The following is a 26,076-nucleotide window of genomic DNA, read 5'->3' as shown; positions in this document are numbered from 1 at the left end:
TGGTTAAAGAGATTTGATTTTTTCTAGCTGCAGATCTAAAAACTCCCAGCAGTTTTTATTAATATCATCAAAAACTTGAATTAATGATTTGCCATATTCGGTTAATTCAGCACCGCCACCACCTTTGCCACCAATACTGTTTATGGTAACGGGTTGCTTTGCTGATTTGTTTACAGAATCGACTAAATCCCAGGCTTTTTTATAAGATATGTTTAATGATTTTGCTGCTTTAGAAAGCGAACCGGTGTCATTAATAGCTTTAAGTAGTTGTACGCGACCTTCACCCAACAATACATTATCTTCATGCTCAATCCAGATGCGACTTTTTATCTTGTAACTCATGATAAATTAGATTTTAGACGGGAAGCAGAATGACTTCAACTAAATCATCTACTTTTATTTTAGATTGTTCACCTGGCATAAAAACCAAAGCGTTACAAATGGCATAGGTTTGCAGCATGGACGAGCTTTGTCCTTCTAATATGGTAACGGCATTACCATTGTAAATAGCTTTTAAAAATTGCGGGCGATCGCCGTGTTTTTTGAATAACGATTCTGACTTTACCTGAATTCGTGGTAATTTATAGAATTCATTATTCATAAGTCGTTGTAAGGCCGTGAAAACATACATGTAAAAACAGGTTAACGATGCGGCGGGGTTGCCAGGCAAAGCAAATATGTAAGTGTCTTCTTTGGTGCCAAAAAACAAAGGTTTTCCTGGTTTTTGGTTTACTTTATAAAAATGTTCTTCCACATGTAAAGCTTTTAATGCTTCTTCAACAAAATCATAATCACCAACCGATATTCCTCCGGAAATAATAACCAAATCATGTCCTTTAATAACCTTGTCAAGTGTGTTCAGAGTTTCGTTATAATCGTCCTTTACTTTGTGAAGTGTTACATCATAGAATTTTAAGCTGTACAATGTACTTAGAAGCATTTTTGAATTGCTTTCGTAAATCTGGCCGTATTCCAAATGTAAACCTGGTTCTATTAATTCATTTCCTGTTGCGATAATAGCAATGGTAGGTTTTTGGTATACATTAACTTCTTTAATACCCAAAGAACTTAAGTATCCTATGGCGGCAGGTGTTAGTTTGGTGTCTTTAGCTAGCGCTAACTGGCTTTTTTTAACTTGTTCGCCAACGGTTCTTATGTTTAGGTTTATGGTAATGGGATCGTCGAGTTTAATTGTGTTTTCGTTTCTGGATACTTTTTCTTGCATAATAACGGTATTTGCAGAATCCGGAACCGGTGCGCCTGTAAAAATTCTAACGGCTTCTCCTTTTTTTAAGATAGGTTGATGATTGTCTCCTGCCTTTATTTCTCCAATAACGGTATAGGTTAATTTATCATGCCAGTTTAAAGCATAGCCGTCCATTGCCGATTGCCTGAAAGGCGGCATGTTAATAGGAGCGTAAATGTTGCTGCTTAATTTGTATCCTCCTGCTTTCTCCAGAGGCTTAGTCGTCTCTTTTAGTAATGGTAAGCACTTGTTTTTTACTATGTCTATGGCTTCGGAAATTGATATCATAATAAGTCGTTATATACTAGCAAATATAACGATAATTTTATAATGATTATAAAAAATACGTAATTTCAATAGTTTATTAAGTATTAATACTTATATTTGTTTCAGGTAGAAATTATTATTTAAGTTTAATTATTAGTTTTTTTGTTGGAAACCACTATTCTGAGACATAAAGTTTCAACCACAACCCGTAAAAATATGCCGTATAATACATCGTGTCATACCTGTGAAAATGTTAATTGCTTAATAAAAAGTAATATGGTGGCTTTGGATGGTGTTGAATTGACAGTTAAAAAGAATAATTTACGATGTAAAAAAGGTCAGCAGTTTATTATAGAGGGTGCGCCTGTTAATGGCTTGTTTTTTGTATTAAAAGGAAAGGTTAAAGTTTTTAGGACAGGTATAAATGGAAGAGAGCAAATTGTTCGTTTTGCTCGTGAAGGTGAAATTATTGGACATCGTGGGTTTGGGACTGAAGAGTATTATTCTATTGGAGCTATTGCATTGGAAGATACCGTACTGTGTTATTTTTCTAAATATATGTTGCAAGAGGCTTTATTGAATAGTCCTAAGTTTGCTTACGATTTTATGCTGTTTTACGCTAACGAGCTAAATAAAAGTGAATCTAAAGTGAAATCTATTTCGCAAATGACGGTTCGTGAACGTGTTATAGATACCTTATTATATATAAATAGAAAATTTGGAGTTAATAAAGGATTTCTTGATGTTACTTTGAGTAGAAAGGAATACGCCGATTACGCCGGAACGACAGAAGAACAGGTAATCAGAGTGTTTTCTGCTTTAAAAAAGGAAAAATTGATTACCGCCAAAGGAAAAAAAATAGGAATTAATGATATAGATATATTGAAAAAGGAGATTAGTGAACATAATTTCTTTTTAGATAGTTAGAAGAGTTTGTTTTAAGTACTTTGCCAGCTTTATTAGTTATTGCCATACGTATTACGTGTGGCTTTTTTTTGTTCTTTACTTAAGCTTAATGGGGGATTTGAAGTAATTATGATTTTTTGCAGGTTTTATTCTGACTAAAAACTGTTGTTGTTGTGTGATATGTCATTGAATAGTAAAGGCACTACGTATATATTTGAAATATGTTTACGTATTAGTACGTATCTATTTTTAAGTAAATTATACTAACCAAATAATAATGAAAATTATGGAGCAGAAAACAATCACTTTAGTTCAGGAGTCTTTTGAAAAGGTAAAGCCTATAGCTGCGACAGCGGCTGAAATATTTTATTCTAAGTTGTTCGAGTTAGATCCGGCTTTAAAACCTTTGTTTCCAAGCGGTGAAGAAGCGATGAAAGTTCAAGGCAATAAATTAATGACTATGCTGGCAGCGGCAGTTGTTGGGTTAAGTAATCTGGAGGCTTTAATTCCCGTTTTGCAGGATTTAGGTAAGCGTCATGTAGGTTATAATGTAACGCCTGAGCACTACAGTACCGTTGGGGCAGCTTTATTAGACACGCTTGCAACTGGTTTGGGTGATGATTTTACACCTGAAGTAAAAGAGGCTTGGGCTTCGGTATATGGAACCATGTCTACGGTCATGATTGAGGCTTCTTATTAATTTAATTAAAAGGGAATTATGAAAACAAAATTATTATATAGTGTTTTAAAAGTATTAACAATTCAGTTAGTAGTATTGAATTTAGTGTCTTGTGGTGGTGTGGCTGAAGAATCAACTGTCGATGCTGGAGAAGAAAACGTGTTTTCTGTAGATGAGGTATTGGAAATGGTTGCGAAAGAAAATGACGTAACCAGAACTTTATATACAAAAGCAATTGTAGGTAAAGGAAAGTTGCAGGGTATGAAGTTCGATGAAGACTGGAGGAAGGATGATGTGGAAGCAGGGCCATTACCAGCTTTGTTTTTGAGAGGTGTAGCAACGAGTATTAGAAAAAGTCCTGTGCCACTAGGGCTTTACTTAGGGTCGGATCACCCGGTTAACAAGGCTAACAAATTTGAAGGTAAGCAAGCTGCATTATTTGAAGAAATTAAGAAAGATCAAAAGCCTCAATATTTTTTTGATGAAGAGCAAAAGCTGCATACCGCAATGTTTGCTGATTTAGCCAGTGCGGGTGCCTGTGTAAGTTGTCATAACGCTCATCCTCAAACCACAAAAAGTGATTGGAAGTTAGGCGATGTTATGGGGGCTACCACCTGGCAGTATCCAAAAGATTCATTGTCATATAAAGAAACAGTGGCTGTGTTAAATTCTTATTCAAAAGGTACGATTGATATTTATATGGAGTATCTCGATGAAATTGCAGCATTTAAGGATAGTGAAAAACCGGTAATTGGAGATAAGTGGCCGGCAGATGGTAATTATTTACCAACGGCTGAAGTCTTTCTTGACAGTGTGAGAAAGTTGGCTTCATATGAAACCATGAATAAGCTGTTAGCAATGAAATAAAAAGCTGGCTTATTTGTAAATTAATAAATACTTCTTGTTGATAATCTGTTTGTAATGAATCTGAAACAAAAACCTACCCTTCTCGGGCTTGTACTTCTCATACTTTTCTTTATTCAGTTTGTTTTTAAACTGGAATGGAAATGGTTACTGGAGCTGCAGACGGGAGAAATGTATAAACGCTGGACAGGTTTGGTTTTGGCGCTGTTTATCACTTTTCAGTGGGTGTTAACTTTAACCAGAGTTATTAAAAGGTTTAGGAAATATTCAGTTAAAATGGCACTAATCCATAAATGGATTGGCGCCTTAAGTCCGCTGTTTTTCTACATCCATAGTATTGCTTCGGGGTATGGGTATTTGGCTTTGCTAACCTATTTGTTTTTTGTAAATGCGTTGTTGGGGTATTTGAATTTAGATGTTATTAAAAACAATAGTGATTGGCTGTTTAAAGGCTGGATGATTTTCCATGTGTTGTTTTCAGTAATTATTACTGTACTTATGGTATTTCATATAGGAGTTGTTTTTTACTATAAATAATAAAACATGAAATTATTAGTAACGGATATCATAAAAGAAACAGATGATGCATTAAGTGTCTGTTTTAAAAATGGTAACATATTTAATAAGTTAAAATATAAACCCGGACAATTTTTAACAATACACGTACCTATAAACGGTCAAATATATAAACGTGCTTATTCTTTTAGTAGTAGTCCATATATAGATAGAGACCTAAAAATAACCATTAAAAGGGTTGATAAAGGTATTGTGTCTAATTTTGTTCATGATAATTTAAAGGTAGGAGACAAGCTGGAGGTTGATAAACCTATGGGGTCCTTTTTTGTTGAGCCTAAAAAGGGGGAGGCAAAAACCTATGTGTTTTTTGCCGGAGGAAGCGGGATAACTCCTATATACTCTATAATTCAGTCGATTCTTGTTAAAGAGGTAGATTCAAAAGTGTTGCTTTTTTATGCGAATCAAACGCAATCGTCTATAATTTTTGCGGAAGAGATAAAGCAATTGTCTAATATATATCCAGATCAATTTAAGGTAGAACATATTGTTTCTAATTTAAATTTAAAGGCGGAAAATTATCACCAGGGTTTTCTTTCTAATACTATTTTAACCAGTGTTTTTTCAAAGCACAAACTTGAGTTTGATGATTATGTTTATATGGTGTGTGGTCCGTTTGGTTATATGGAGAAGGTAAAAGAGCTTCTGAATTTGAATGGAATTACCAGAGAAAAAATTAAGGTGGAGGTGTTTAAGTTGCCAAAGGTGAAAGTTACGGGTAAAGATTTGCTAAGTAATGTTACTATTAAAATAAAAGATCAATCATATGGTATAAAGGTAAGGGGAGATAAGTCTATACTTCAACAAGCGATGTCCGAGAATATTGCTATACCATATTCATGCAGGTCTGGTATGTGTTCTACCTGTAAAGCGACTTGTGTATCCGGTGATATTAAAATGGTTGAAGGGCATATTCTAGAGCAAAGTGAAGTTGATCAAGGGAAAATATTAACCTGTGTGAGTTATCCGGAAAGTGAGTCGGTTGTTATTGAATTTTAATATTTAAAATATGTTTAAAGTAAATCCATTAAGAAAAAGACAAATAATAGGCGGGGTGTTCGGACTTTTGCTGGGTGGATTTATTTTCTTTGTATTAACTCTTGATGCTTCAGAGAAGTATGTATCTATAGGTCCTATGAATACCGGGCATAGCGATATGTCTTGCGTGGTTTGTCACGCAGATGCTAAAGGGAATCTTTGGCAGCAGGTTCAGTCTAATATTTCACATAGTTTTGGTTTTAGAAAAACAGGCGTCGATTTCGGAACAAAAGATGTAACTGTTGATAATTGTTTGCAATGTCATGACCGACCTAATGATAGGCATCCATCATATCGTTTTTCAGAACCTCGATTTAGTGATGCTATAAAGGTTATTGATGCAACAACTTGTATTACGTGTCATTCGGAGCATCACGAAGAAAGGGTTTCAGTTCCAACAGCAGATTATTGTATGAATTGCCATCAGGATCTTGAAGTTGAGAACGATCCTTTAGATATTAGTCATGCCATGCTTATAGCAAAAGAAGAGTGGACAACCTGTATACAATGTCATGATTTTCATGGTAATCATAAATATGAAGTGGCTACCAGATTAAAAGATACTATACCTATGCTAACTATTGAGAAGTATTTTCAAGGAGGGGCAGATCCATATGGTGATGATAAAAAATATATAGGTTTATCGGAGTTGGAATGGTTGGAGCAATTTAAAAATAAAATCAACAAATAAAAGTGATGTTTTAATAAGTGTTTTAGGTCTTAATTTTTCTTTAACCAACACTTTTGTATTAAATCCGCTGATTTTCTAAGTAAAATTAAGCGGATTTTTATTTTTTTACGTATGGTACGTATGTGCATTACGTATTGTTTTTACGTGTTGTATTTAATTTATAATCAGTGTTTTAATTTATTTTTATGGTTTTTAGCAGGTTTGTTTATGTTTAAAAAGATAATATTACATGTGCTATGCCATTGAAGGGTTAAATAACTACGTATATATTTGCTAAGTAAATAAGTACTAATACTTAGTTAAACTAAAAATCCTTCAATATGAAATCAGTATTAAAAAAATCAGCATGGGCATTATCAGTTTCATTACTGCTATTTTCTTGTGGTGGAAAAGATTCTAAAAAGAAAGCGGTTACAGAAGATATCGCAGCGAATGTATCTAAAACAAAAACTTTAGATATAGAGAAACCTCAGTTAACCTTTGGTTTTATAAAATTAACAGATATGGCACCTTTAGCCATTGCTAAAGAAAAAGGCTTCTTTGAAGATGAAGGTTTATTTGTGTCCGTAGAAGCGCAGTCAAACTGGAAAAATGTATTAGATAGAGTAATCGATGGTCAGTTAGACGGATCGCATATGTTGGCTGGGCAGCCAATTGCAGCAGGAGCTGGTTTTGGTAGACAAGCGGAACTGGTAACGGCTTTTTCAATGGACTTAAATGGTAACGGTATTACAGTGTCTAACGATGTGTGGTCTAAAATGAAAGCTAATGTACCAATGGGAGAAGACGGTAAACCAGTTCATCCTATTAAGGCAGATGCCTTAAAACCTGTAATTGCGGACTATAAAAATAGTGGGAAAGCCTTTAAAATGGGAATGGTATTTCCGGTATCTACACACAACTATGAAATTAGATATTGGTTAGCAGCAGCGGGAATTCACCCTGGAATGTATACAGCAGAAAATGTACAAGGACAAATTGATGCAGAAGTATTATTATCTGTAACACCTCCGCCACAAATGCCTGCAACCTTAGAAGCAGGAACAATTTACGGATATTGTGTAGGTGAGCCATGGAATCAACAAGCAGTGTTTAAAGGTATTGGGGTACCGGTAGTTACAAACTATGATATCTGGAAAAACAATCCAGAGAAAGTATTTGTAATGACTAAGAAGTTTGTTGAAGAGAACCCGAATACGGCTATCGCAGTTACTAAAGCATTAATTCGTGCAGGAAAATGGTTAGACGAACCAGGAAACAGAGCGGAAGCAGTAAAAATCTTATCAATGCCTCAATACGTTGGAGCTGACGAAGTGGTATTAGCAAATTCAATGACTGGAACGTTCGAGTTCGAAAAAGGAGATAAACGTGAAATGCCAGACTTTAACGTATTCTACAAGTACAATGCAACCTATCCTTTCTATTCAGATGGTATCTGGTTCTTAACTCAAATGCGTCGTTGGGGACAAATTCCTGAAGCGAAACCAGCTGACTGGTATGCTGAAACGATTAAAGATATATACAGACCTGATATCTGGAAAAAAGCAGCTTCACTTTTAGTTGAAGAAGGATATATTCCAGCTTCAGATATTCCTCAAACCGATGGATATAAACCAGCAACTACAGACTTTATTGACGGAACATCGTACGATGCAAAAGATCCGATTGGGTATATAAACAGTTTCAAAATAGGAAACAAAGACAAATAAGATATTCAATTTAGTAATCATGAGGATGGTCAGAATAGAGAAGTTATTAACCAAAACGATTCTGGCGAATTCCATAAGACCACTTTAATAAGTAAAAATAAACAGATGAAACAGAGCATAACATTAGATAGAGTGACCAAATTTATGGGACTTGGATTTTTAATCACTTTAAAATCCTTGTTTACCGGAGAATTAGATAAAGAAGGGTTTAGAAACTTCTTAAGAAAAGTTGTCGTGCCAATCGCTTCCATATTCTTATTTATTGGCTTATGGCACATGGGGGCTAAATCTTTATACAATATAGAAGCAGATTATAAGATTGAGAAAGCTTTAACTGAACAAGGGCAGGAGGCAGCAGATGCTATGAAAGCATGTATAGCTTCTGGAGATATAAGTTGCCAACCTAACACATTACCGTCTCCTGCGCAAGTTTGGGAATCGTATAAATCGTTATTAAGAGATCATCAAATAATTAGTGCAGATAAAGCAGCTTTTGCAGAGAAAACAGCAGTAATAAATGCAAAACGTATTGCTGAAGGAAAAGATCCAATCGTGTATACGGGGCGTCCGTCGTTTGTAGATCAGATTTTAACCAGCTTAAAAACAGTGTTTGCAGGATTTTTATTAGCCTTGGTTATTGCAGTGCCAATTGGAGTTATCATAGGATTGAGCAAAACACTAAGAAGTTCAGTGAACTGGTTAATCCAGATTTTTAAACCGGTATCTCCTGTAGTGTGGTTGTTATTAGTGTTCATGATTGTGAAAACGATGACTAAAGATTCAAATTCCGATAGTGCATTCATCATCTCATTTATAAGTGTTGGTTTGTGTTCTATGTGGGCGACTTTAGTAAATACTGCTATGGGGGTGGCATCGGTAGATAAAGATTACATCAACGTGGCTAAGGTTTTGAAATTAGGACCGGTACAGAAAGTGTTTAAAGTGATTTTACCTTCTTCATTACCATTAATATTTACAGGTTTGAGAATCACATTATCTGTGGCTTGGATGGTTCTTATTGCCATCGAATTATTAGCGCAGAGTCCAGGTTTAGGGTCGTTTGTATGGGAGGAATTTCAGAATGGAGCTATCGATTCGAATTCGAAAATTATTGTAGCCATGTTTGTAATCGGTGGTATAGGATTCTTATTAGATCGAATCATGTTAACCATTCAGAATACCGTATCATTCAATAAGACCAGCGGAATTTAATAAGTAGCAATTCATATTTAAAAAATTAAGAAAATGGCATACTTAGAACTAAATAACGTATACAAAACCTACGGACAAGGCGATCATGCAACCGAGGTGCTTTCAAATATCAATTTATCGATTGAAGAAGGTGAATTTGTAGCTATCGTTGGGTTTACCGGGAGTGGTAAAACAACTTTAGTAAACTTGATAAATGGCTTATTACAACCAACAAGAGGTGAGGTACTTTTTAAAGGCTTACCGGTTTTAGGAACAAGTCATGAGCGTGGTGTAATTTTTCAAAATTACTCACTGTTGCCATGGTTGACTGTTGGTCAAAATATATACATGGCTGTGAAAGAAGCTTTTCCGAAGAAAAGTAAAAAAGAACTTCATGAGATTGTTGCAGAGTATGTAGCGATGGTGAATTTAACGCCAGCGATAAATAAAAGACCTAAAGAATTGTCTGGGGGGATGCGTCAGCGTGTGGCGGTTGCAAGAGCGTTAGCCATGAAACCCGAAATGATTATTATGGATGAACCACTTGGGGCTTTAGATGCCTTAACTCGAGGAAATCTTCAGGATGAAATTTTAAACATCTGGGGTAAAGAAAAGCGAACTGCTTTATTAATCACCAATGATGTGGATGAAGGGATTTATATGGCAGACCGCATTATTCCATTGCGTCCGGGGCCAAAGGCGACTTTAGGACCAGAGTTTAAAATTGATATTGAACGTCCGCGTGATAAAACCGAGCTTAATGATAATGCAAATTTTAAGGAAACAAGAAATGCTATTATCGAATACTTAATGGATATAGGAAATGAGCGTAAATCTGTAGATCAGGAAGTTTACGAATTACCAGATTTAACACCGAAAAGTTTTGTCGGACACTTTTAAAACTTGGAAAATATGACTATAAATACAGCACATACAGATATAGTAACCGAAAACGGTATTGCATTTCACGAAGATGTAATGTTAGATTTAAAACACCTGAAAAAAGTGTATCCAACTCCAAAAGGAGATTATGTGGTTCTTGAAGATTTAAACCTTCAAATTATGAAGGAAGAATTCGTTACCATTATTGGGCATTCAGGCTGTGGTAAAACTACCATGTTATCTATGATTGCAGGCTTAAATGAAATCTCAGGAGGTAATATTTCGGTATTAGGACATCATATAAAAGGGCCGGGACCAGACCGAGGCGTCATTTTTCAGGCGCCTAGTTTAATGCCTTGGATGACCTCATTGCAAAACGTGATGTTGGGTGTGAATCAGGTATTTCCGCATGCTACAAAATCACAACGTACGGATATTGCTAAATATTATCTTCAAAAAGTTGGCCTGGAAGATGCCTTTCATAAAAAAGCATCAGATTTATCTCAGGGTATGCAGCAACGTGTAGGTATTGCTCGAGCTTTTGCTATTAAACCCAAAGTGTTGCTTTTGGATGAGCCTTTCGGAATGTTAGATTCTTTAACACGTGGCGAACTTCAGGATATTCTTATTGAAATCTGGAATAAAGAAAAAATTACAGCGGTTATGATTACGCATGATGTGGATGAAGCGATTTTTTTAGCAGATCGTGTGGTGATGATGACCAGTGGTCCTAAAGCAAAAATCGGGGATATTTTAAATATAGATTTTGAACGTCCAAGAACCCGAAAAGCAGTTTTAGAGCACGACGATTATTATAAATACAGAAAACATCTTATTGATTTCTTAGAGCATTAAAAACATAAAAAAACAAACCAAATAAAAACAAACTAACCAATTTTTAACTTAAAAACGAACACATGAAAAAACAATATGTAATTCTAGGGCTAATATTAGGATGCTTACAATTCGTACATGCGCAATTTACTTTAGATGGCGAATTCCGTCCAAGAACGGAGTACCGTCACGGCTTTGGGAGTTTAATTGCTGATGATGCCGATGCTGGTTTTGGAATTTCTACCAGAGCACGCTTAAATGCAGGATTCTCTTCTGAAGCTTACACATTTTATCTGAGTCTGCAAGATGTTATGGTGTGGGGTGAAAACAGACAAATTTTGCCTTACGATCAAAATAACTCGTTTGCTGTATTTCAGGCTTGGGCAGAACTTAAATTAGGTTCTGGATGGTCAACAAAATTAGGACGTCAGGTATTGTCTTACGACGATCAAAGGATTTTAGGAGGTCTGGATTGGGCACAGCAGGGACGTAATCACGATGCTGCTTTGTTGAAATATAAAAAGGAAAAATTTGCATTGGATGTAGCTTTTGCTTTCAATCAGGATTATTCAAATCCAGCTGGGTTTGTGAATACCAGTACAGCTTATAATACTACAGGTTTCTTCTCGTATAAAACCATGCAGATGGCGCATTTAAGTCAGGCTTGGGAAAAACTATCAGGAAGCTTATTATTTATGAATAATGGTTTTCAGGAATTTGATGATACCGATGCACCAGACGGAACAAGTAATTTACAAACCTTTGGAGCACATTTAAATTATAAAGCCGGAGGTTTTGGAGTGGCTGCGAATGCATTTCTTCAAACTGGACAAAGACAAGGAGAGGTTGATGTAAAAGGAGCTTATTTAGTAGGACTTGATTTAAGTTTTAAAGCTTCTTCTAAGGTTGGTTTAGGTGCGGGTCTTGAAATCATCAGTGGAAATGATGGAGATGCTGGAGAAACCGGAGCGTTCTTCCCGTTATACGGAACCAATCATAAATTTAACGGGTTTATGGATTATTTCTACGTAGGAAATCATGCGAATTCAGTAGGGTTATTCGATGTGCATATTAGTGCGAATTTCACCTTAAGTGAAACTTCAAGTTTATTGGTTAAAGCTTTAAACTTTAGTGGAGAGCAGGATTTACCAAGCGGAGATAAAGCCTTAGGAACAGAAATAGATTTGGTATTTACTAAGAAATTTAAAGGTTATGCCTTAGTTATGGGGTATTCACAAATGTTTGCAGCAGATGGTATGTATGAGTTAAAAGGTGTGTCTGAGGATGCGGCTGCCGATGGACAAAACTGGGCTTGGGCGATGTTAGTGCTTAAACCTAAATTCTTAAACTAATTAAAAAGTGTCTATATAAATTGAGAGAATAATTTTTATTGACTCTAACGGAATCCCGCTTTTATGCGGGATTTTTTGATTTGTTGTTGATTTAGAGTGGTTTAAAATACTTTTCTTACATTTATAAGGGAAAATTAAGATGTATGCTGAAAAAAGTATTTGGAAGTGCCGTTTTTGGTGTCGAAGCCACAACAATCACTGTAGAGGTTAATGTTGATTCAGGTATTGGCTATCATTTGGTAGGGTTGCCGGATAATGCAATAAAAGAAAGTAATTATCGCATTGCGGCTGCATTGCAGAATAACGGCTATAAAATTCCCGGAAAGAAAATCACCATCAACATGGCGCCTGCCGATTTACGGAAGGAAGGTAGTGCCTACGATTTAACTTTGGCTATTGGTATTTTAGCAGCATCCAAACAAATTAAAGCAGAAAATTTAGAAAAGTATTTAATTATGGGAGAACTTTCATTAGATGGAAGTTTGCAGCCGATAAAAGGAGCTTTGCCTATTGCTGTTAAAGCGCGCGAAGAAGGTTTTAAAGGTTTTATTCTGCCTAGCCAAAATGCTAAAGAAGCTGCCATAGTTGATAATTTGGAAGTGTATGGGGTAGATAATATCAAACAGGTCATTGATTATTTTGATAAAGGTGAGCCTCTTGAGCAAACCATAATCAATACTAGAGATGAGTTTTATAAAAACTTAGAATTCCCGGAATTCGATTTTAGCGATGTTAAAGGACAGGAAGGGATTAAACGCTGTATGGAAATTGCAGCTGCAGGTGGGCATAATATTATTTTAATTGGTCCGCCAGGAGCAGGAAAAACCATGTTAGCGAAACGTTTACCAAGTATTTTGCCACCTATGACATTGCATGAGGCTTTAGAAACTACAAAAATACATTCGGTTGTTGGTCGTGTAAAAGATAGTGGATTGATGGCGCAGCGTCCGTTTCGAAGTCCGCACCACACGATTAGCGATGTTGCGCTGGTTGGTGGTGGAGCTTTTCCGCAACCGGGAGAAATATCGCTGTCGCATAATGGTGTGTTGTTTTTAGATGAATTACCTGAATTTAAACGCAGTGTTTTAGAGGTGTTACGTCAGCCTCTGGAAGATCGGGAAGTTACAATTTCAAGAGCGAAATTTACGGTAACCTATCCGTCATCGTTTATGTTGGTAGCGAGTATGAATCCAAGTCCGGGCGGATATTTTAACGATCCGGATGCGCCAGTAATGTCAAGTCCGGCTGAAATGCAACGGTATTTAAGTAAAATTTCAGGGCCATTGTTAGATCGTATCGATATTCATATAGAAGTCACGCCGGTACCATTTGAAAAGCTTTCAGAAGATCGAAAAAGTGAATCTTCGGTAGATATCAGGAAACGTGTAACCGAGGCCAGAGCGATTCAAACCAGACGATTTTTAGAATCAGATTCGGTTCATTATAATGCTCAGATGAATACGAAACAAATTCGAAAATATTGTGTGTTGGATGAAGCTTCAAAGATGTTACTCAAAACAGCGATGGAGCGATTAAATTTATCGGCCAGAGCTTATGACAGAATTTTAAAGGTGGCTAGAACAATTGCCGATTTGGAAGCTTCTGAAGAGGTGAACGGATCTCATATAAGTGAAGCTATTCAGTATCGTAGTTTGGACCGGGAAGGTTGGTTAGGGTAATTTTTATCTGAAATTTTATTGGTTTTCTCTAGTGTCGTTGAAATGAATATTCAATAGATTTGCTTAGTTTTAATCTTCTTTCTTTATAAAATAAAACTAAGGCTATGGAATTATTTCATGTGGATATTAATGCCGATGTGGGTGAGGGCATAGATAATGAGGCGCAGTTAATGCCATTTTTGTCTTCCTGTAACATTGCTTGTGGTGGACATGCAGGAGATGAAGTAACAATGAGCAAGGTCGTGAAATTAGCAAAAGAGCATCAGGTGAAAGTTGGGGCTCATCCTTCATTTCCCGATAAGGAAAATTTTGGTAGGCAAGCTATGGATATGTCATGTGCGGCATTGTTTGCGTCCATAAAGCATCAAATTGATAGTTTGCTTGTTGTTTTAAAAGAAGAGCAGGTAGACTTGCATCACATAAAACCCCATGGAGCGCTTTATAATATGGCTGCGGCCGATAAAAAGTTAGCTGAGGTAATTATTGAGGTTGTGAAAACTTATGCTATGCCAGTTCAGTTGTATGTTCCGTACGGTTCGGTAATAGCAGATTTAGCTGTGCAGCATAATATCCCGATTGTTTATGAAGTGTTCGCAGATAGAAATTATAATGATGATTTGTCTTTAGTTTCCAGGGCGAAAAAGGAAGCTTTAATTCATGATATAGATGAGATGTTTGAGCATGTTTACAGGATGATTTCTATGCGAGAAGTTAAAACTTTAGATGGTATTAAAGTGCCGATTCGGGTAGATACCATTTGTGTGCATGGCGATAATGTTGAAGCCATAAAACTGGTTGAAAATCTTTGGAAAAAGTTGGAAGAAAAAGGAGTGAAAGTTTATTAGGTTTATGAAGTATAATCTATCGTATAAACTCTATGGTGAACGTGCTGTTCTAATAGAATGGCCACAGGAAATAAGCGAGAATATTTTAAAAGATGTGCTTAGTTTTAAGTTGAAAATTGAAAAATTTAATCTTAAACAAATACTTGAGGTTAAGCAATCATATTGCTCATTATTAGTTATTTATGATTTTTGTGTTGAAAATTTAAAACCTGAAATATCAACTATAAAGAAAATCTATGATAAGAAAAGTGAGGCTGAAGAACTAAGTTTTAGGCAATGGGTAGTTCCTGTGTGTTACGATGATGTTTTAGGGCTGGATTTAGAGGAGTTGTCCGAACAAAAAAAGATGTCTAAATCCGAAATTATTCAGCTGCATTCCGAATCGATTTACACAACTTATTTTATCGGTTTTTTACCTGGATTTTTATATTTAGGAGGCCTGAATGAAAGGCTGAATACGCCTCGAAAATCAACCCCACGATTACAAGTCGAAAAAGGAGCCGTGGCTATTGGAGGAAATCAAACTGGAATTTATCCAATGGCAAGTCCTGGTGGCTGGAATATTATAGGGAACACGCCTGTATCTTTGTTTGATATAGATAAGAAATTACCGTGTTTTGTTAAGCCAGGAGATAAAATAAAATTCAAACCGGTATCTCTTGAAGAGTATAATGGCATAAAGGCATTGGTTGAAGCCGGGTTGTATCAAGTAGAAAGTAAGGAGGTTTATGGTTAAAGTTTTAAAACCTGGTTTTTATAGTAGTATTCAGGACTTTGGAAGATTCAATTGTCAGCAATATGGTGTGCCGTATTCAGGAGTCATGGATCGCTATTCGGCAGGTTTGGCAAATGTGGTTTTAGGAAATGCATCTGACTTAGCGGTTATTGAAATGACCATGACGGGGGTAACGCTTCAGTTTGAATGTAATACGTTTATTTGTGTTGCAGGAGCACATATGAATCCTAAGGTTAATGATAGGCTGGTTGAACAAAATAAACCTATTGAAATACACGAGGGGGATGTGCTTTCTTTTGAGAAATTCGAAAAAGGCATTCGGGGTTATCTTGGTGTTTTAGGTGGATTTCTTTCTAAGGAGGTGCTGGGGAGCCGAAGTATGTATAAAGGGATTACAAAGCAAAATGTTTTATTGAAAAATGATATTATTGAAATTAATGCAAAAACTTCGTTTTCAATGAATAAACACTCCTTAATTAAAGTTAAAGATGATGTTTTTGAAAGTCATTTCATTGAGGTGCTTAAGGGGCCGGAATTTGATTTATTAACCCAGGAACAGCAAGAGTTTTTGACTTCAAATATATTTTCAGTTTCAAAAAATAATAGTCGTATGGCGTATCAGTTAGAAGAGCGCTTAGAGAATGCTTTAAAACCGATTATAACATCTCCTGTATTGCCAGGCACCGTGCAATTGACACCTTCGGGGCAGCTGATTGTTTTAATGCGAGATTGTCAGACTACAGGAGGGTATCCAAGAGTGTTTCAACTAAAAGAATCGTCGATCAATATTTTAGCGCAAAAGTTTACAGGAGATGCGATTCAGTTTCGCTTATTGGAATATTTAAAATAATTACTTTCCAGTAACAATGGTAATGCCTGCCGATGTTCCTATGCGATCGACTCCAAGTTTAATATATTCTATGGCGGTTTTAAAATCTTTTATGCCACCTGAAGCTTTAATTTTTGCACGACCGTTTGCTGTAGATTTCATAAGTTTTACATGTTCAAGTGTTGCGCCATGCGGACCAAATCCTGTAGAGGTTTTTATAAAATCGGCACCTGCTTGAATGGTTAGCTCGCAAGCTTTTATGATTTCATCATCAGTTAAGTAGCAGGTTTCAATAATAACTTTTAAAACCTGATTTGGTAGTCGGTTTTTAACCGAAGCAATATCTCTAACCACACCTGTATAATCTTTGGCTTTTAGTAAACCTAAATTAATGACCATGTCAATTTCATCGGTACCATCTTTTAGGGCTTGTATGGTTTCGTAAATTTTGGCTTCGGTACTCATGGCACCTAATGGAAATCCAACGACAGTACAAACCTTTACATTGCTGTTTTTGGTGTGTTCTTTGGCTAATGAAGTAAAGTAACTATTGGTGCACACCGAGAAAAATCTGAATTTCTTTGCTTCTTCACATAACTTTATAATCTCAGCTTCGGTAGCTGTAGGCTTTAAAAGAGTGTGGTCTATATAACTGCTTAGGTGTGTCATAATAATTGCGGTTATACTTAAAGAGGTGTAAGTAAATAAGTTTAGTAAATATAATACAATTTACGTGTAAAAAAATTAACGCAACAAAGGTATTAATATTTACTAAACTTAAAGGTGATTTTTTATAAGCTAACTTAGACTATAAGATAGGTCTTGCTTTTTTGTTTTTTTTATTAAGAAGTGCGTTAAAGCCAATACGGTGCACACCTACTTCCAGATATTTCATGCTGGTCTCAAGATCTTCAATATCGCCGGACGCCGTTATTTTTGCAGCATCTTTTATGGTTTTCTTAATAATTTTTGTTGCGGTTAATGTGGCGCCACCTTTTGAAAACCCACTGGATGTTTTAATGAAATCGACATTGGCATCTAAACAGATTTCACAAGCCTTAATAATTTCATTTTTATTTAATTCTGAAATCTCTAAAATAACTTTAAGTGTAGTATTTCCAATTGCCATTTTAACGTCGCTGATGTCTTTTAAAACAGAAACGTAATTTTTGCTTTTTAAGAAGCCTAAATTAATAACCATTTCAATTTCTTCAGCACCGTCCTCAATAGCTTTTTTTGCTTCAAAAACTTTAGCTTCGGTAGACATAGCGCCAAATGGGAATCCGACAACCGAACAGACTTTGGTAGGAGAGTTTTCAAGTAGTTGACTTGCTAAAGCTACGTAAGAGCTGTTAATGCAAACGCCGTAAAAATCGTTTTGAATAGCCTCGTAACAAAGGTCGATAATTTCGCGTTCTGTTGTTGTAGGTTTTAAAAGAGTATATTCTATATGCTTAGATATATTCATAGGGATGAGTAGGTTTTAAATGCTATTAATTCTCGTTTTATATACGAGTAGTGTAGTTTTGGGGACTACGTTTGAGGGCAAATTTAACTAATTTTAACTAACGTTTTTTTATTGTTTTAGGCTCATTTTATTAACAGTATAGTTTTTAGATTATTGTAATTGGTGCTATGTTAAATTATAAAATTTTAATTTATAATGAAAGAAAAAACAACTGATTTATTTGTATTTTGTCTTTATGTTACTTGTAATTATTTGATTTAGTGGTGTTTGATGTCTATTTGTGGAGTTGTGGTTTATGTATAAAACAAAAGGTTACCTTTTGGTAACCTTTTGTTTTTAATTAATAAGTTTGGAGTTAGACTTCTTGTGAAACCAAATCACTTTGATTTCTAAATACAAGTTTGTCATCAAAAGCATCCAATAAAATAATACTATCGGTATTTACCGTTCCTGCGAGTATTTCTTTACTTAAAGCATTTAAAACTTCTTTTTGAATAACACGTTTTACAGGTCTGGCGCCATATTCAGGATTGTATCCTTTTTCGGCTAAATAATCAATCGCTTCCTGAGTGGCATCAAAAGTGATGCCTTGTTTGTTAATCATTTTAGTGATGCTCTTTAGTTGTAAGCCTACAATATCCTTAATGTTTTCCTTAGATAGAGGTGTAAACATAATGGTGTCGTCTATACGGTTTAAAAACTCTGGTCTCACACTTTGTTTTAATAAAGCAAGCACGTCAACTTTAGCTGATTCAATTGCAGAATCAAGGTCTTTAGTGGCTTCAAAACGGTCTTGGATTATTTGACTACCAATATTTGATGTCATAATAATAATAGTGTTTTTAAAGTCAGCTACACGTCCTTTGTTATCTGTTAAGTGACCTTCATCCAATACCTGTAATAAGATGTTGAAGGTGTCCGGATGCGCTTTTTCGATTTCATCCAATAACACAACAGAATACGGTTTGCGTCTTACAGCTTCGGTTAACTGACCACCTTCGTCGTAACCAACATATCCTGGAGGCGCACCAACTAAACGGCTTACTGCGTGGCGTTCCTGATATTCGCTCATATCGATACGTGTCATGGCGTTTTCGTCATCAAACAGATATTCAGCCAATGCTTTTGCTAATTCGGTTTTACCAACTCCTGTTGTTCCTAAAAATAAGAAGGTTCCAATTGGCTTTTTAGGATTTTGCAACCCTGCACGACTTCTGCGAACGGCATCACTCACAGCTTCAATGGCTTCTTCTTGTCCAACTACGCGTTTATGTAATTCGTCTTCAAGTTTTAAGAGCTTTTCGCGTTCGCTTTGGAGCATTTTGGTTACAGGAATTCCGGTCCATTTTGCAACAACTTCGGCAATATCATCATAAGTAACTTCTTCTTTAATTAAAGAGTTTTCAGACTGTGCTTTCAATTGTTTTTGGTAGTCTTCTAATTGCTCCTGAGCTTCTTTTATTTTACCATAACGCAATTCGGCTACTTTGCCATAGTCACCGTCACGCTCAGCACGTTCGGCTTCCAGTTTATAGTTTTCAATATCCTGTTTTGTGTTTTGAATATTATCTACAACTTCTTTTTCACTTTTCCACTTCGCGTTAATCTCGTTACGTTGTTCTTTAATATTGGCTAAATCGGCCTGTAAGGCTTTTAATTTAGCTTCGTCTTTTTCGCGTTTAATAGCTTCAATCTCGATTTCCAATTGCATAATCTTTCTGTCTAAAACATCAAGTTCTTCTGGTTTCGAGTTAATTTCCATACGTAATTTTGAAGCCGCCTCATCCATTAAGTCTATAGCTTTGTCTGGTAAGAATCGATTAGTGATGTAGCGTTGAGATAATTCTACAGCACCAATAATGGCTTCGTCTTTAATACGAACTTTATGGTGAGTTTCATATTTTTCTTTAATACCGCGTAAAATCGAGATGGCGCTTTCAGTATCGGGTTCATCAACCATTACTTTTTGGAAACGTCGCTCTAAGGCTTTATCTTTTTCAAAGTATTTTTGATACTCGTCTAACGTAGTGGCACCTATGGCACGCAGTTCACCACGTGCTAAGGCTGGTTTTAAGATGTTTGCGGCATCCATAGCGCCTTGACCACCACCAGCACCAACAAGAGTGTGAATCTCATCGATAAATAATACAATATCACCTTCGCTGGTTGTTACTTCTTTAACAACGGCTTTTAAGCGTTCTTCAAATTCGCCTTTGTATTTGGCGCCTGCTATTAAAGCACCCATATCCAGAGCGAAAATTTGTTTGTCTTTTAGGTTTTCAGGAATGTCGCCGTCCACAATTCTGTGTGCTAAACCTTCGGCAATGGCTGTTTTACCAGTTCCGGGTTCACCTACGAGAATAGGATTGTTTTTGGTTCGGCGTGACAGAATTTGAAGTATTCTACGAATTTCTTCATCACGACCAATAACCGGATCTAGTTTGCCGTCTTTAACTAACTGATTTAGATTTTTTGCATATTTATTCAAGGCGTTATAGGTTTCCTCTTGGCTTTGAGAAGTTACATTTTCGCCTTTACGTAATTCCTGAATACTTGCAGTCAAGGCTTTTTCGGTAACGCCTTGGTCTTTTAGCATTTGGGCTATTTTACTATTCGATTTAAAAATAGCGATGATTAAATGTTCTATTGAAACATATTCATCTTTCATCTTTTTAGCAATAATAGAGGCTTCATTGAGTGTTTTTCCCGCTTCACGAGATAGCATTAATTCACTGCCAGTAACTTTAGAGAAACTTTCAATTTGTTTGTCTAATGCCTGTTCTAAGATGCTAATATTTACATTCAGTTTTTTTAAAATGAATGGGAGTACATTTTCATCAACCTCAAGAATACCTTTAAACAGGTGTTCGTTTTCTATTTGTTGATTGCTGAAGCCTTGCGCTATTTGCTGCGCCTGTTGTATGGCTTCTTGCGATTTAATGGTATAATTATGTAAGTTCATAAGTGTTCTTTTATTTGTGTTTCGCCGGAGCGATTCATTAAAATTTAGTTTCTTTACACATTCAATAAGTCAATAATCTTACCATCTCAAGCAGAGAGACAAAATGTCTTATTTATTTGATTTTTAGATGACGATTAGTCAGTTGTAAGGTTTGGAAATAGATTCGACTTATGCTAAAGAATAGAATAAATATATGGGAATATTTAATAAATTTTTAAAAAGTTCGTCGGAACAAAAAGAGGTTAAGGCTCTACCTTGGATTGATTTAAATTCGTTGGGGCAGCTTGATGATATTGAAAATAAATCATCGGAAAAACCTCAAATTATTTTTAAACACTCTACGCGATGTGGTATCAGTCGTATGGTTAAAAATCAGTTTGAATCGGATTATCGCGTTTCAGAAGATCAGGCCGATTTATATTATCTCGATTTATTGAATTACAGAGAAATATCAAACCAAATCGCTCAAAAATTTGGTGTTTATCACGAATCTCCTCAATTATTAGTTATTAAAAATGGCGAGGTTAAAATACATAATAGCCATGGAGGAATTAACGACTTAGATTTAGAGAAATATATTTAAAAATACGATTTATAAAACATGTATAATACGCGTACAACGTACTTATTTGTTTACGGAACTTTATTGGAAGATAGTAAAAACGACATGTCTGAGTTTTTAGGCAAACATTCAGAATTTGTAGGGAGAGGTTTTTTTTGTGGTAAATTATACGACGTCGAGGAATTTCCGGGAGCTGTTTTAAGCGATACACTGCAGGATAAGGTTTATGGAAAGATTTATGAAATTTCAGAAGCCGAAAAGGTGTTCAGCATATTAGATGATTACGAAGGTATAGAATCTCTTGAAACCGAAAAGGGGCTGTTTAAACGTGTGGTTGTCGAGGCGTTTCTGGAAGCAGGACATACCGTAAAAACCTGGGTGTATTTGTATAATAAGTCTGTTTTAAACTTGCGATTAATTTCTTCAGGAAATTATCTGGACTCATAGAATGTCTTAAGAATTCAATTGAAAAGAGTTAAATCTTTTATCTTTGCAGTGATTTTTACAAGCCGATATGACTCATTTTTCCGATTCCCGATTTCATACTTTAAACTTAAGTAAAACGGTAGCGTTACCTAAAAAATTTACGTTTCCATTTTACTATGAGCCGCATCCGTTATGTATTGAGGCAGCAAAAGATTTACAAACTTATCTGGAGTCGCAAACGGACTTTCTTCATAATTTCGGACTTGATCCAGAAATGGAAGGTTTGGTTATAGGCAAAATGTTTGGTGTTATGGTGGTTAAAAATGAAAAGGGAGATTTAGGCTATCTCGCTGCTTTTTCAGGGAAATTATCAGATAATAATTACCTCGCCGGGTTTGTGCCGCCTATTTATAACACTCTAAATACTGATGGTTTTTATAAGAAAGGTGAAGCTGAATTAAATGCTTTTAATCGACAAATAGAAACCTTGGAAGCAGCTACGGAACTTAAGGAGGCTCAAGATGCTTTAAGTGAAAACAAGAAATTAGCTGAAGCTGAAATTGAAGCGTTTAAAACACTGATGAAAGCTGAAAAAAAGAAACGCAATAAAAGGCGCGATGAAGCTAAACCTGTTTTAAGTGATGACGCTTTTCAGGAATTTTTTAATGAGTTAAAGGAGCAGAGTATAGGTTATCAGTTACGATTGAAATATTTGAAATTTGAATGGGAACAAAAAATAAAGGAAGTCGAAGAAGCGCTTAACTGTCTTTTAAAGCCGATAACCGATTTAAAAAATAAAAGAGCTTCACAATCTTCAGACTTACAGAAACGCATTCATGAGCAATATCAGTTTTTAAATGCTGAAGGAGCAACTAAAGATTTACTGGATATTTTTAAAGATACGAACTCACCAATTCCACCGGCAGGTTCTGGAGAGTGTGCGGCGCCAAAATTATTTCAATATGCCTACGAAAATGATTTTAAGCCTATTGCAATGGCTGAATTCTGGTGGGGTGCTTCTCCAAAATCGGAAGTACGTAAACATAAACAGTTTTATCCTTCTTGCCGAAGTAAATGTGAACCTATTTTAGGACACATGATGCAAGGTTTACAGGTTGATGAAAATCCAATAGAGCAGGGTATAAGCTATGAGGCGGATTTAGAAATAGTTTACGAAGATGATTACTTGTTATTAGTTAATAAACCACATGAGTTTTTATCGGTACCAGGGAAAACCTTTAGTGAGTCTGTATTAACTAAAATGAAAGCCTATTTACCAAAGGCCAAAGGTCCGCTATTGGTACATCGTTTAGATATGTCGACTTCCGGGTTGTTATTGGTGGCTAAAAACGAACGTATACATAAGCATTTGCAGAAGCAGTTTATTGAGCGCACAGTTAAGAAGCGTTATGTGGCTTTGTTAGATGGCGAGCTTAAAACAAAATCAGGTCAGGTAGATTTGCCTTTACGTGTCGATTTAGATAACCGTCCGCAGCAATTAGTGTGTTACGAGTATGGTAAACCTGCTGTAACCAATTTTGAGGTTCAGGCTATTGAAAATGGTAAGACCAGAATTCATTTTTATCCGATAACCGGTCGTACACATCAGTTACGTGTTCATGCTGCGCATAGTAAAGGGTTGAAAACGCCTATAGTTGGAGATGATTTGTACGGTGTTAAAACAAACCGCTTGCATTTACATGCCGAGCAATTAACTTTTGTTCATCCAATAACCAAAGAGGAGTTAACTATTATTTGTGAAGCCCCTTTTTAGTATTAATTAATCAATTGGTATTCGAGAGCTATTAAGAGATAGCCACTTATCCAAGTTTTGTAATTCGGGATTAAGTTCTAATGAAAAGGCTTCGTCTCGAACTTTATTGAAGTCGTCGTTAAAATCTCTTTTAAACTGAAACATATTACCTAAATCGTCGGCTCCAGGAAAACCAAAACTTCTATAAGTCTCAGGGCTTACGTTGTTGTAAATAACATTTATGTTTAAAGCTTTTGAAAGTTTTTCAGCCATGTCGGTTCCGTTTAATTTTTCGCCAACAATACCAACGGTTTTATGGAGTAATTCTTTTCCTTTTTTGAAGATGCCATAGGCGCATTTTCCAATATCTTGGGCGGCTATTCCGGCAAGGGTTTTATCATTCATAGGGAATGCAATGTAATAATTGCCGTCTTCTCCTTTTTGCGGCCCCATACCAAAATAGATAAAATTATCCCAGTAAAAGGATGTTCTTAAAAAGGTAACAGGTAAGCCTGCTTCAGAAAAAAGTTTGTCATCGTCACCTTTGCCATCGAAATGAGGAACTTTGTATTTGCCTTGCAACGTAGGCATGCGATCATCATTTAAAGGCACCCAGTTTCTCGTGTCTTCTAGGGTAGACCAAACAATGTGTTGAAGACTACTATCTTTAGCGGCTTTTATAAAATTCTCTACTTCCTCAATTTCTTTTTCGGCTGAAAAATGTTCCCAGAAGAAGGTTACAAAGTATGCACCATAAGCTCCTTCGATGGATTTTTCTATACTTTTTATGTCATCAATATCCGCTTCAATGATTTCAGCTCCTAAAGCTTCCAGGGCTTTTGCTTTTTCAGAATTCACATTTCTGGTCACTGCGCGCACCGAGAATTCAGAATTAGAATCTGCAAGTATAGCTTTAACAAGCCCGCCACCTTGAGCACCTGTGGCGCCAAATACAGTTATAATTTTTTTATTTTCCATGATTTACTTTTTAATTTATGATGTTTGAATAAGTAGAAGAAATGGAAAATGGTGTCTTTGGAGTAAGTCCTCTAAAGATAATAAAAAATCATTTTAAAATTAAGAATGAGAATTTGTGAATTATAAACTTGCGATGTCTTTTGAGTGGTCTGTGTTGTGTTGATTATACACCTGTTTAATAATTTCTTTTAATTCAGGTATAACGTTTGCAGCAATTTTAGAGTGACTATTTAAAAGCACGCAAATGCCTAAATCGTCTTCTGGAAATAATGCAATTTCGTTTCTAAAATCATTCACGCTACCGCCATGATGAAGGATTGTTTTTTCTTCGTGAGTGTCTTCATCTGCATATTTATGAATACGCCATCCAAAACCGTAATAAGATTTTAAATGTCCCGGCCAGCGTTGGTAATATTTACTACGTCCACCAATTTCAACAAAAGGATTAAAGGCGTCTAGTAAAGCTGATTTATCCATGATTTCAGGATTGTGGCCTAATAGAAAACGCATCCATTTCGCCATATCAAGAGCACTGGCATTAATTCCTCCAGCCGCAATTGCGTTATAATATTTATTGGTAAGTTTTATGGGTTTCCAGCCGTGTGTTCTTTTTATATGCGGCGAGGCTACATTTTCTGCATGAGTTAATGTTTCGTGATCCATACAGGTGGAATGCATGTCAAGTGGCTTGAAAAATCGATTCATTAATGCCGACGCTAAATCCTGCCCGGTTTCTCTGCGGATAACTTCACCGCAAAGCGCGAACATGGCGTTTTGATAACTGTACATAGAACCCGGAACGCTCACCGGTGTAATTTCTTTAAAGTGTCCTACAATATCAGTTAATGGTAAACCAGCTTCAACCAAATCAGTAAAGCTATGGTAAGGTGTACCTGCTGTATGTGATAGCAGATTTGCTAAGGTTATTTTTTCAGTATTACTTTTGTCTCCTAATTGAAAACCTGGAATATAGTCACTTACTTTATCTTCCCAATGAATAAGTCCTTCGTTTTCAAAACTTGCCGCTAATATGCCGGCGAAGCCTTTAGAAATTGACCCTAATCGAAATATGGTTTCATTGTTTATATTGTCCTCTAATTTAGCATTTCGTTTACCAAACCCTTCGGAAACCACAATGGAATCGCCTTTTACAATACTTACTCCAGCTCCTATAATATCACCTTTTGCTATGGCGCTCTCGAAATAGGATTCAACCGCAGTTTTTAAATCTTCTTGCTGGGCTTTATATTGTTTTAAAATTTCAGGATCTTTGGTCGGTTTTTGAGGTAATTCAGGAGTTTCAACAACTACGGTCTCAGGAGTTGTTGAGTATTTAAATATAGTTAGCGCTAGGGCAAAAATAGCCAGAACGATAAACGCAGACTTTACTAAGACTTTAGATCTTCGCATTAGGGTTAAGTTATGGGTTACTAACAGTTGGTTTTCGCAAATATAGGATAAAATGTATTGATAATCCGATTAAAAGCGTAAAATTTAATATTTTTTAACGATTTAAGATGTTGGTTTGTAGGTGTTTGGCGGTGAATTTTATTGAAGAAATTAATAACTATATCTGTTTAGTAAGAATTTTCTATATTAGTTTTTT

At 35.9% G+C, this 26,076-nt stretch carries 25 protein-coding genes; 18 read left to right on the top strand and 7 right to left on the bottom strand.

All coding sequences use genetic code 11. The features are described 5' to 3' along the window. Positions 1-3 precede the first annotated feature (3 nt). Together R1X58_RS15305 and R1X58_RS15300 are read right to left on the bottom strand one after the other, a co-directional pair. Complete coding sequence (locus tag R1X58_RS15305) at positions 4-342, bottom strand: winged helix-turn-helix domain-containing protein (RefSeq protein ID WP_240573239.1); 339 nt, start codon at positions 340-342, stop codon at positions 4-6. Positions 343-355: 13 nt separating this feature from the next. Then, positions 356-1,534, bottom strand: coding sequence for a molybdopterin molybdotransferase MoeA (locus R1X58_RS15300; protein ID WP_240573238.1), 1,179 nt, complete (start codon positions 1,532-1,534; stop codon positions 356-358). 195 nt (positions 1,535-1,729) lie between these two features. Here R1X58_RS15300 and R1X58_RS15295 point away from each other — a divergent pair, with 195 nt between their 5' ends. The 15 genes from R1X58_RS15295 (at position 1,730) to R1X58_RS15225 (ending at position 16,342) form a co-directional block, all read left to right on the top strand. Then, positions 1,730-2,440, top strand: coding sequence for a Crp/Fnr family transcriptional regulator (locus tag R1X58_RS15295; RefSeq protein ID WP_240573237.1), 711 nt, complete (start codon positions 1,730-1,732; stop codon positions 2,438-2,440). 265 nt (positions 2,441-2,705) lie between these two features. Then, on the top strand, positions 2,706-3,119 hold the full coding sequence (locus tag R1X58_RS15290; RefSeq protein ID WP_240573236.1) for a globin family protein: 414 nt from the start codon (positions 2,706-2,708) through the stop codon (positions 3,117-3,119). A gap of 18 nt (positions 3,120-3,137) precedes the next feature. Continuing rightward, positions 3,138-3,965, top strand: a complete 828-nt coding sequence (locus R1X58_RS15285; RefSeq protein ID WP_240573235.1) for a c-type heme family protein — start codon at positions 3,138-3,140, stop codon at positions 3,963-3,965. A gap of 54 nt (positions 3,966-4,019) precedes the next feature. Further along, positions 4,020-4,499: a hypothetical protein gene (locus R1X58_RS15280; RefSeq protein ID WP_240573234.1), complete on the top strand. Its 480-nt coding sequence runs from the start codon at positions 4,020-4,022 to the stop codon at positions 4,497-4,499. Between the two features lie 6 nt (positions 4,500-4,505). Then, entirely contained in the window at positions 4,506-5,534 is a 1,029-nt protein-coding gene (locus R1X58_RS15275; protein WP_240573233.1) for a ferredoxin--NADP reductase, read from the top strand. Between the two features lie 10 nt (positions 5,535-5,544). Further along, the gene (locus R1X58_RS15270) at positions 5,545-6,264 is read left to right on the top strand and encodes a cytochrome c3 family protein (protein WP_240573232.1); all 720 of its coding nucleotides are present in this window, start codon (positions 5,545-5,547) and stop codon (positions 6,262-6,264) included. Between the two features lie 320 nt (positions 6,265-6,584). Further along, the gene (locus tag R1X58_RS15265; protein ID WP_240573231.1) at positions 6,585-7,973 is read left to right on the top strand and encodes a CmpA/NrtA family ABC transporter substrate-binding protein; all 1,389 of its coding nucleotides are present in this window, start codon (positions 6,585-6,587) and stop codon (positions 7,971-7,973) included. A gap of 105 nt (positions 7,974-8,078) precedes the next feature. After that, positions 8,079-9,185 (top strand): ABC transporter permease, encoded by a 1,107-nt coding sequence (locus R1X58_RS15260; RefSeq protein WP_240573230.1) that lies wholly within the window; start codon positions 8,079-8,081, stop codon positions 9,183-9,185. A 33-nt stretch (positions 9,186-9,218) separates the two neighbouring features. Beyond that, positions 9,219-10,064 (top strand): ABC transporter ATP-binding protein, encoded by an 846-nt coding sequence (locus tag R1X58_RS15255; RefSeq protein WP_240573229.1) that lies wholly within the window; start codon positions 9,219-9,221, stop codon positions 10,062-10,064. Between the two features lie 12 nt (positions 10,065-10,076). Then, positions 10,077-10,901: an ABC transporter ATP-binding protein gene (locus R1X58_RS15250; RefSeq protein WP_240573228.1), complete on the top strand. Its 825-nt coding sequence runs from the start codon at positions 10,077-10,079 to the stop codon at positions 10,899-10,901. A gap of 62 nt (positions 10,902-10,963) precedes the next feature. Beyond that, entirely contained in the window at positions 10,964-12,232 is a 1,269-nt protein-coding gene (locus tag R1X58_RS15245; RefSeq protein ID WP_240573227.1) for an alginate export family protein, read from the top strand. A gap of 143 nt (positions 12,233-12,375) precedes the next feature. Next, positions 12,376-13,911, top strand: coding sequence for a YifB family Mg chelatase-like AAA ATPase (locus R1X58_RS15240; protein WP_240573226.1), 1,536 nt, complete (start codon positions 12,376-12,378; stop codon positions 13,909-13,911). A 104-nt stretch (positions 13,912-14,015) separates the two neighbouring features. Continuing rightward, positions 14,016-14,756 (top strand): 5-oxoprolinase subunit PxpA, encoded by a 741-nt coding sequence (gene pxpA / locus R1X58_RS15235; protein WP_240573225.1) that lies wholly within the window; start codon positions 14,016-14,018, stop codon positions 14,754-14,756. A 4-nt stretch (positions 14,757-14,760) separates the two neighbouring features. Next, a complete protein-coding gene (gene pxpB / locus R1X58_RS15230) occupies positions 14,761-15,492 on the top strand; it encodes a 5-oxoprolinase subunit PxpB (RefSeq protein ID WP_240573224.1) in 732 nt (243 codons plus the stop codon). Further along, complete coding sequence (locus R1X58_RS15225) at positions 15,485-16,342, top strand: 5-oxoprolinase subunit C family protein (RefSeq protein ID WP_240573223.1); 858 nt, start codon at positions 15,485-15,487, stop codon at positions 16,340-16,342. Before pxpB ends, R1X58_RS15225 begins: the two co-directional genes overlap by 8 nt. On the opposite strand, the gene deoC (R1X58_RS15220) is transcribed toward R1X58_RS15225, so the two are convergent. The 3 genes from deoC (R1X58_RS15220) to clpB all read right to left on the bottom strand — a co-directional run bounded on the left by deoC (R1X58_RS15220) (position 16,343) and on the right by clpB (position 20,751). Further along, entirely contained in the window at positions 16,343-16,990 is a 648-nt protein-coding gene (deoC, locus tag R1X58_RS15220) for a deoxyribose-phosphate aldolase (protein WP_240573222.1), read from the bottom strand. 139 nt (positions 16,991-17,129) lie between these two features. After that, complete coding sequence (deoC, locus tag R1X58_RS15215; protein ID WP_240573221.1) at positions 17,130-17,789, bottom strand: deoxyribose-phosphate aldolase; 660 nt, start codon at positions 17,787-17,789, stop codon at positions 17,130-17,132. 355 nt (positions 17,790-18,144) lie between these two features. After that, positions 18,145-20,751 (bottom strand): ATP-dependent chaperone ClpB, encoded by a 2,607-nt coding sequence (gene clpB / locus R1X58_RS15210; protein WP_240573220.1) that lies wholly within the window; start codon positions 20,749-20,751, stop codon positions 18,145-18,147. A gap of 193 nt (positions 20,752-20,944) precedes the next feature. Here clpB and ytxJ point away from each other — a divergent pair, with 193 nt between their 5' ends. From ytxJ to R1X58_RS15195, 3 genes are all read left to right on the top strand, one after another. Continuing rightward, entirely contained in the window at positions 20,945-21,334 is a 390-nt protein-coding gene (gene ytxJ / locus R1X58_RS15205) for a bacillithiol system redox-active protein YtxJ (RefSeq protein WP_240573219.1), read from the top strand. 18 nt (positions 21,335-21,352) lie between these two features. Further along, positions 21,353-21,760, top strand: coding sequence for a gamma-glutamylcyclotransferase family protein (locus R1X58_RS15200; protein ID WP_240573218.1), 408 nt, complete (start codon positions 21,353-21,355; stop codon positions 21,758-21,760). A gap of 67 nt (positions 21,761-21,827) precedes the next feature. Next, on the top strand, positions 21,828-23,513 hold the full coding sequence (locus R1X58_RS15195) for an RluA family pseudouridine synthase (protein WP_240573217.1): 1,686 nt from the start codon (positions 21,828-21,830) through the stop codon (positions 23,511-23,513). A 6-nt stretch (positions 23,514-23,519) separates the two neighbouring features. On the opposite strand, the gene R1X58_RS15190 is transcribed toward R1X58_RS15195, so the two are convergent. Together R1X58_RS15190 and R1X58_RS15185 are read right to left on the bottom strand one after the other, a co-directional pair. Beyond that, entirely contained in the window at positions 23,520-24,470 is a 951-nt protein-coding gene (locus R1X58_RS15190) for an NmrA/HSCARG family protein (protein ID WP_240573216.1), read from the bottom strand. A gap of 120 nt (positions 24,471-24,590) precedes the next feature. Next, positions 24,591-25,880, bottom strand: coding sequence for a serine hydrolase domain-containing protein (locus R1X58_RS15185; protein WP_240573215.1), 1,290 nt, complete (start codon positions 25,878-25,880; stop codon positions 24,591-24,593). Positions 25,881-26,076: the final 196 nt, after the last annotated feature.

It is taken from the genome of Aestuariibaculum lutulentum (assembly GCF_032926325.1).
Lineage (GTDB): Bacteria > Bacteroidota > Bacteroidia > Flavobacteriales > Flavobacteriaceae > Aestuariibaculum > Aestuariibaculum lutulentum.
The sequence above is the reverse complement of the archived record's forward strand: the minus strand, read 5'-3'. Positions and strand labels throughout refer to the sequence as shown.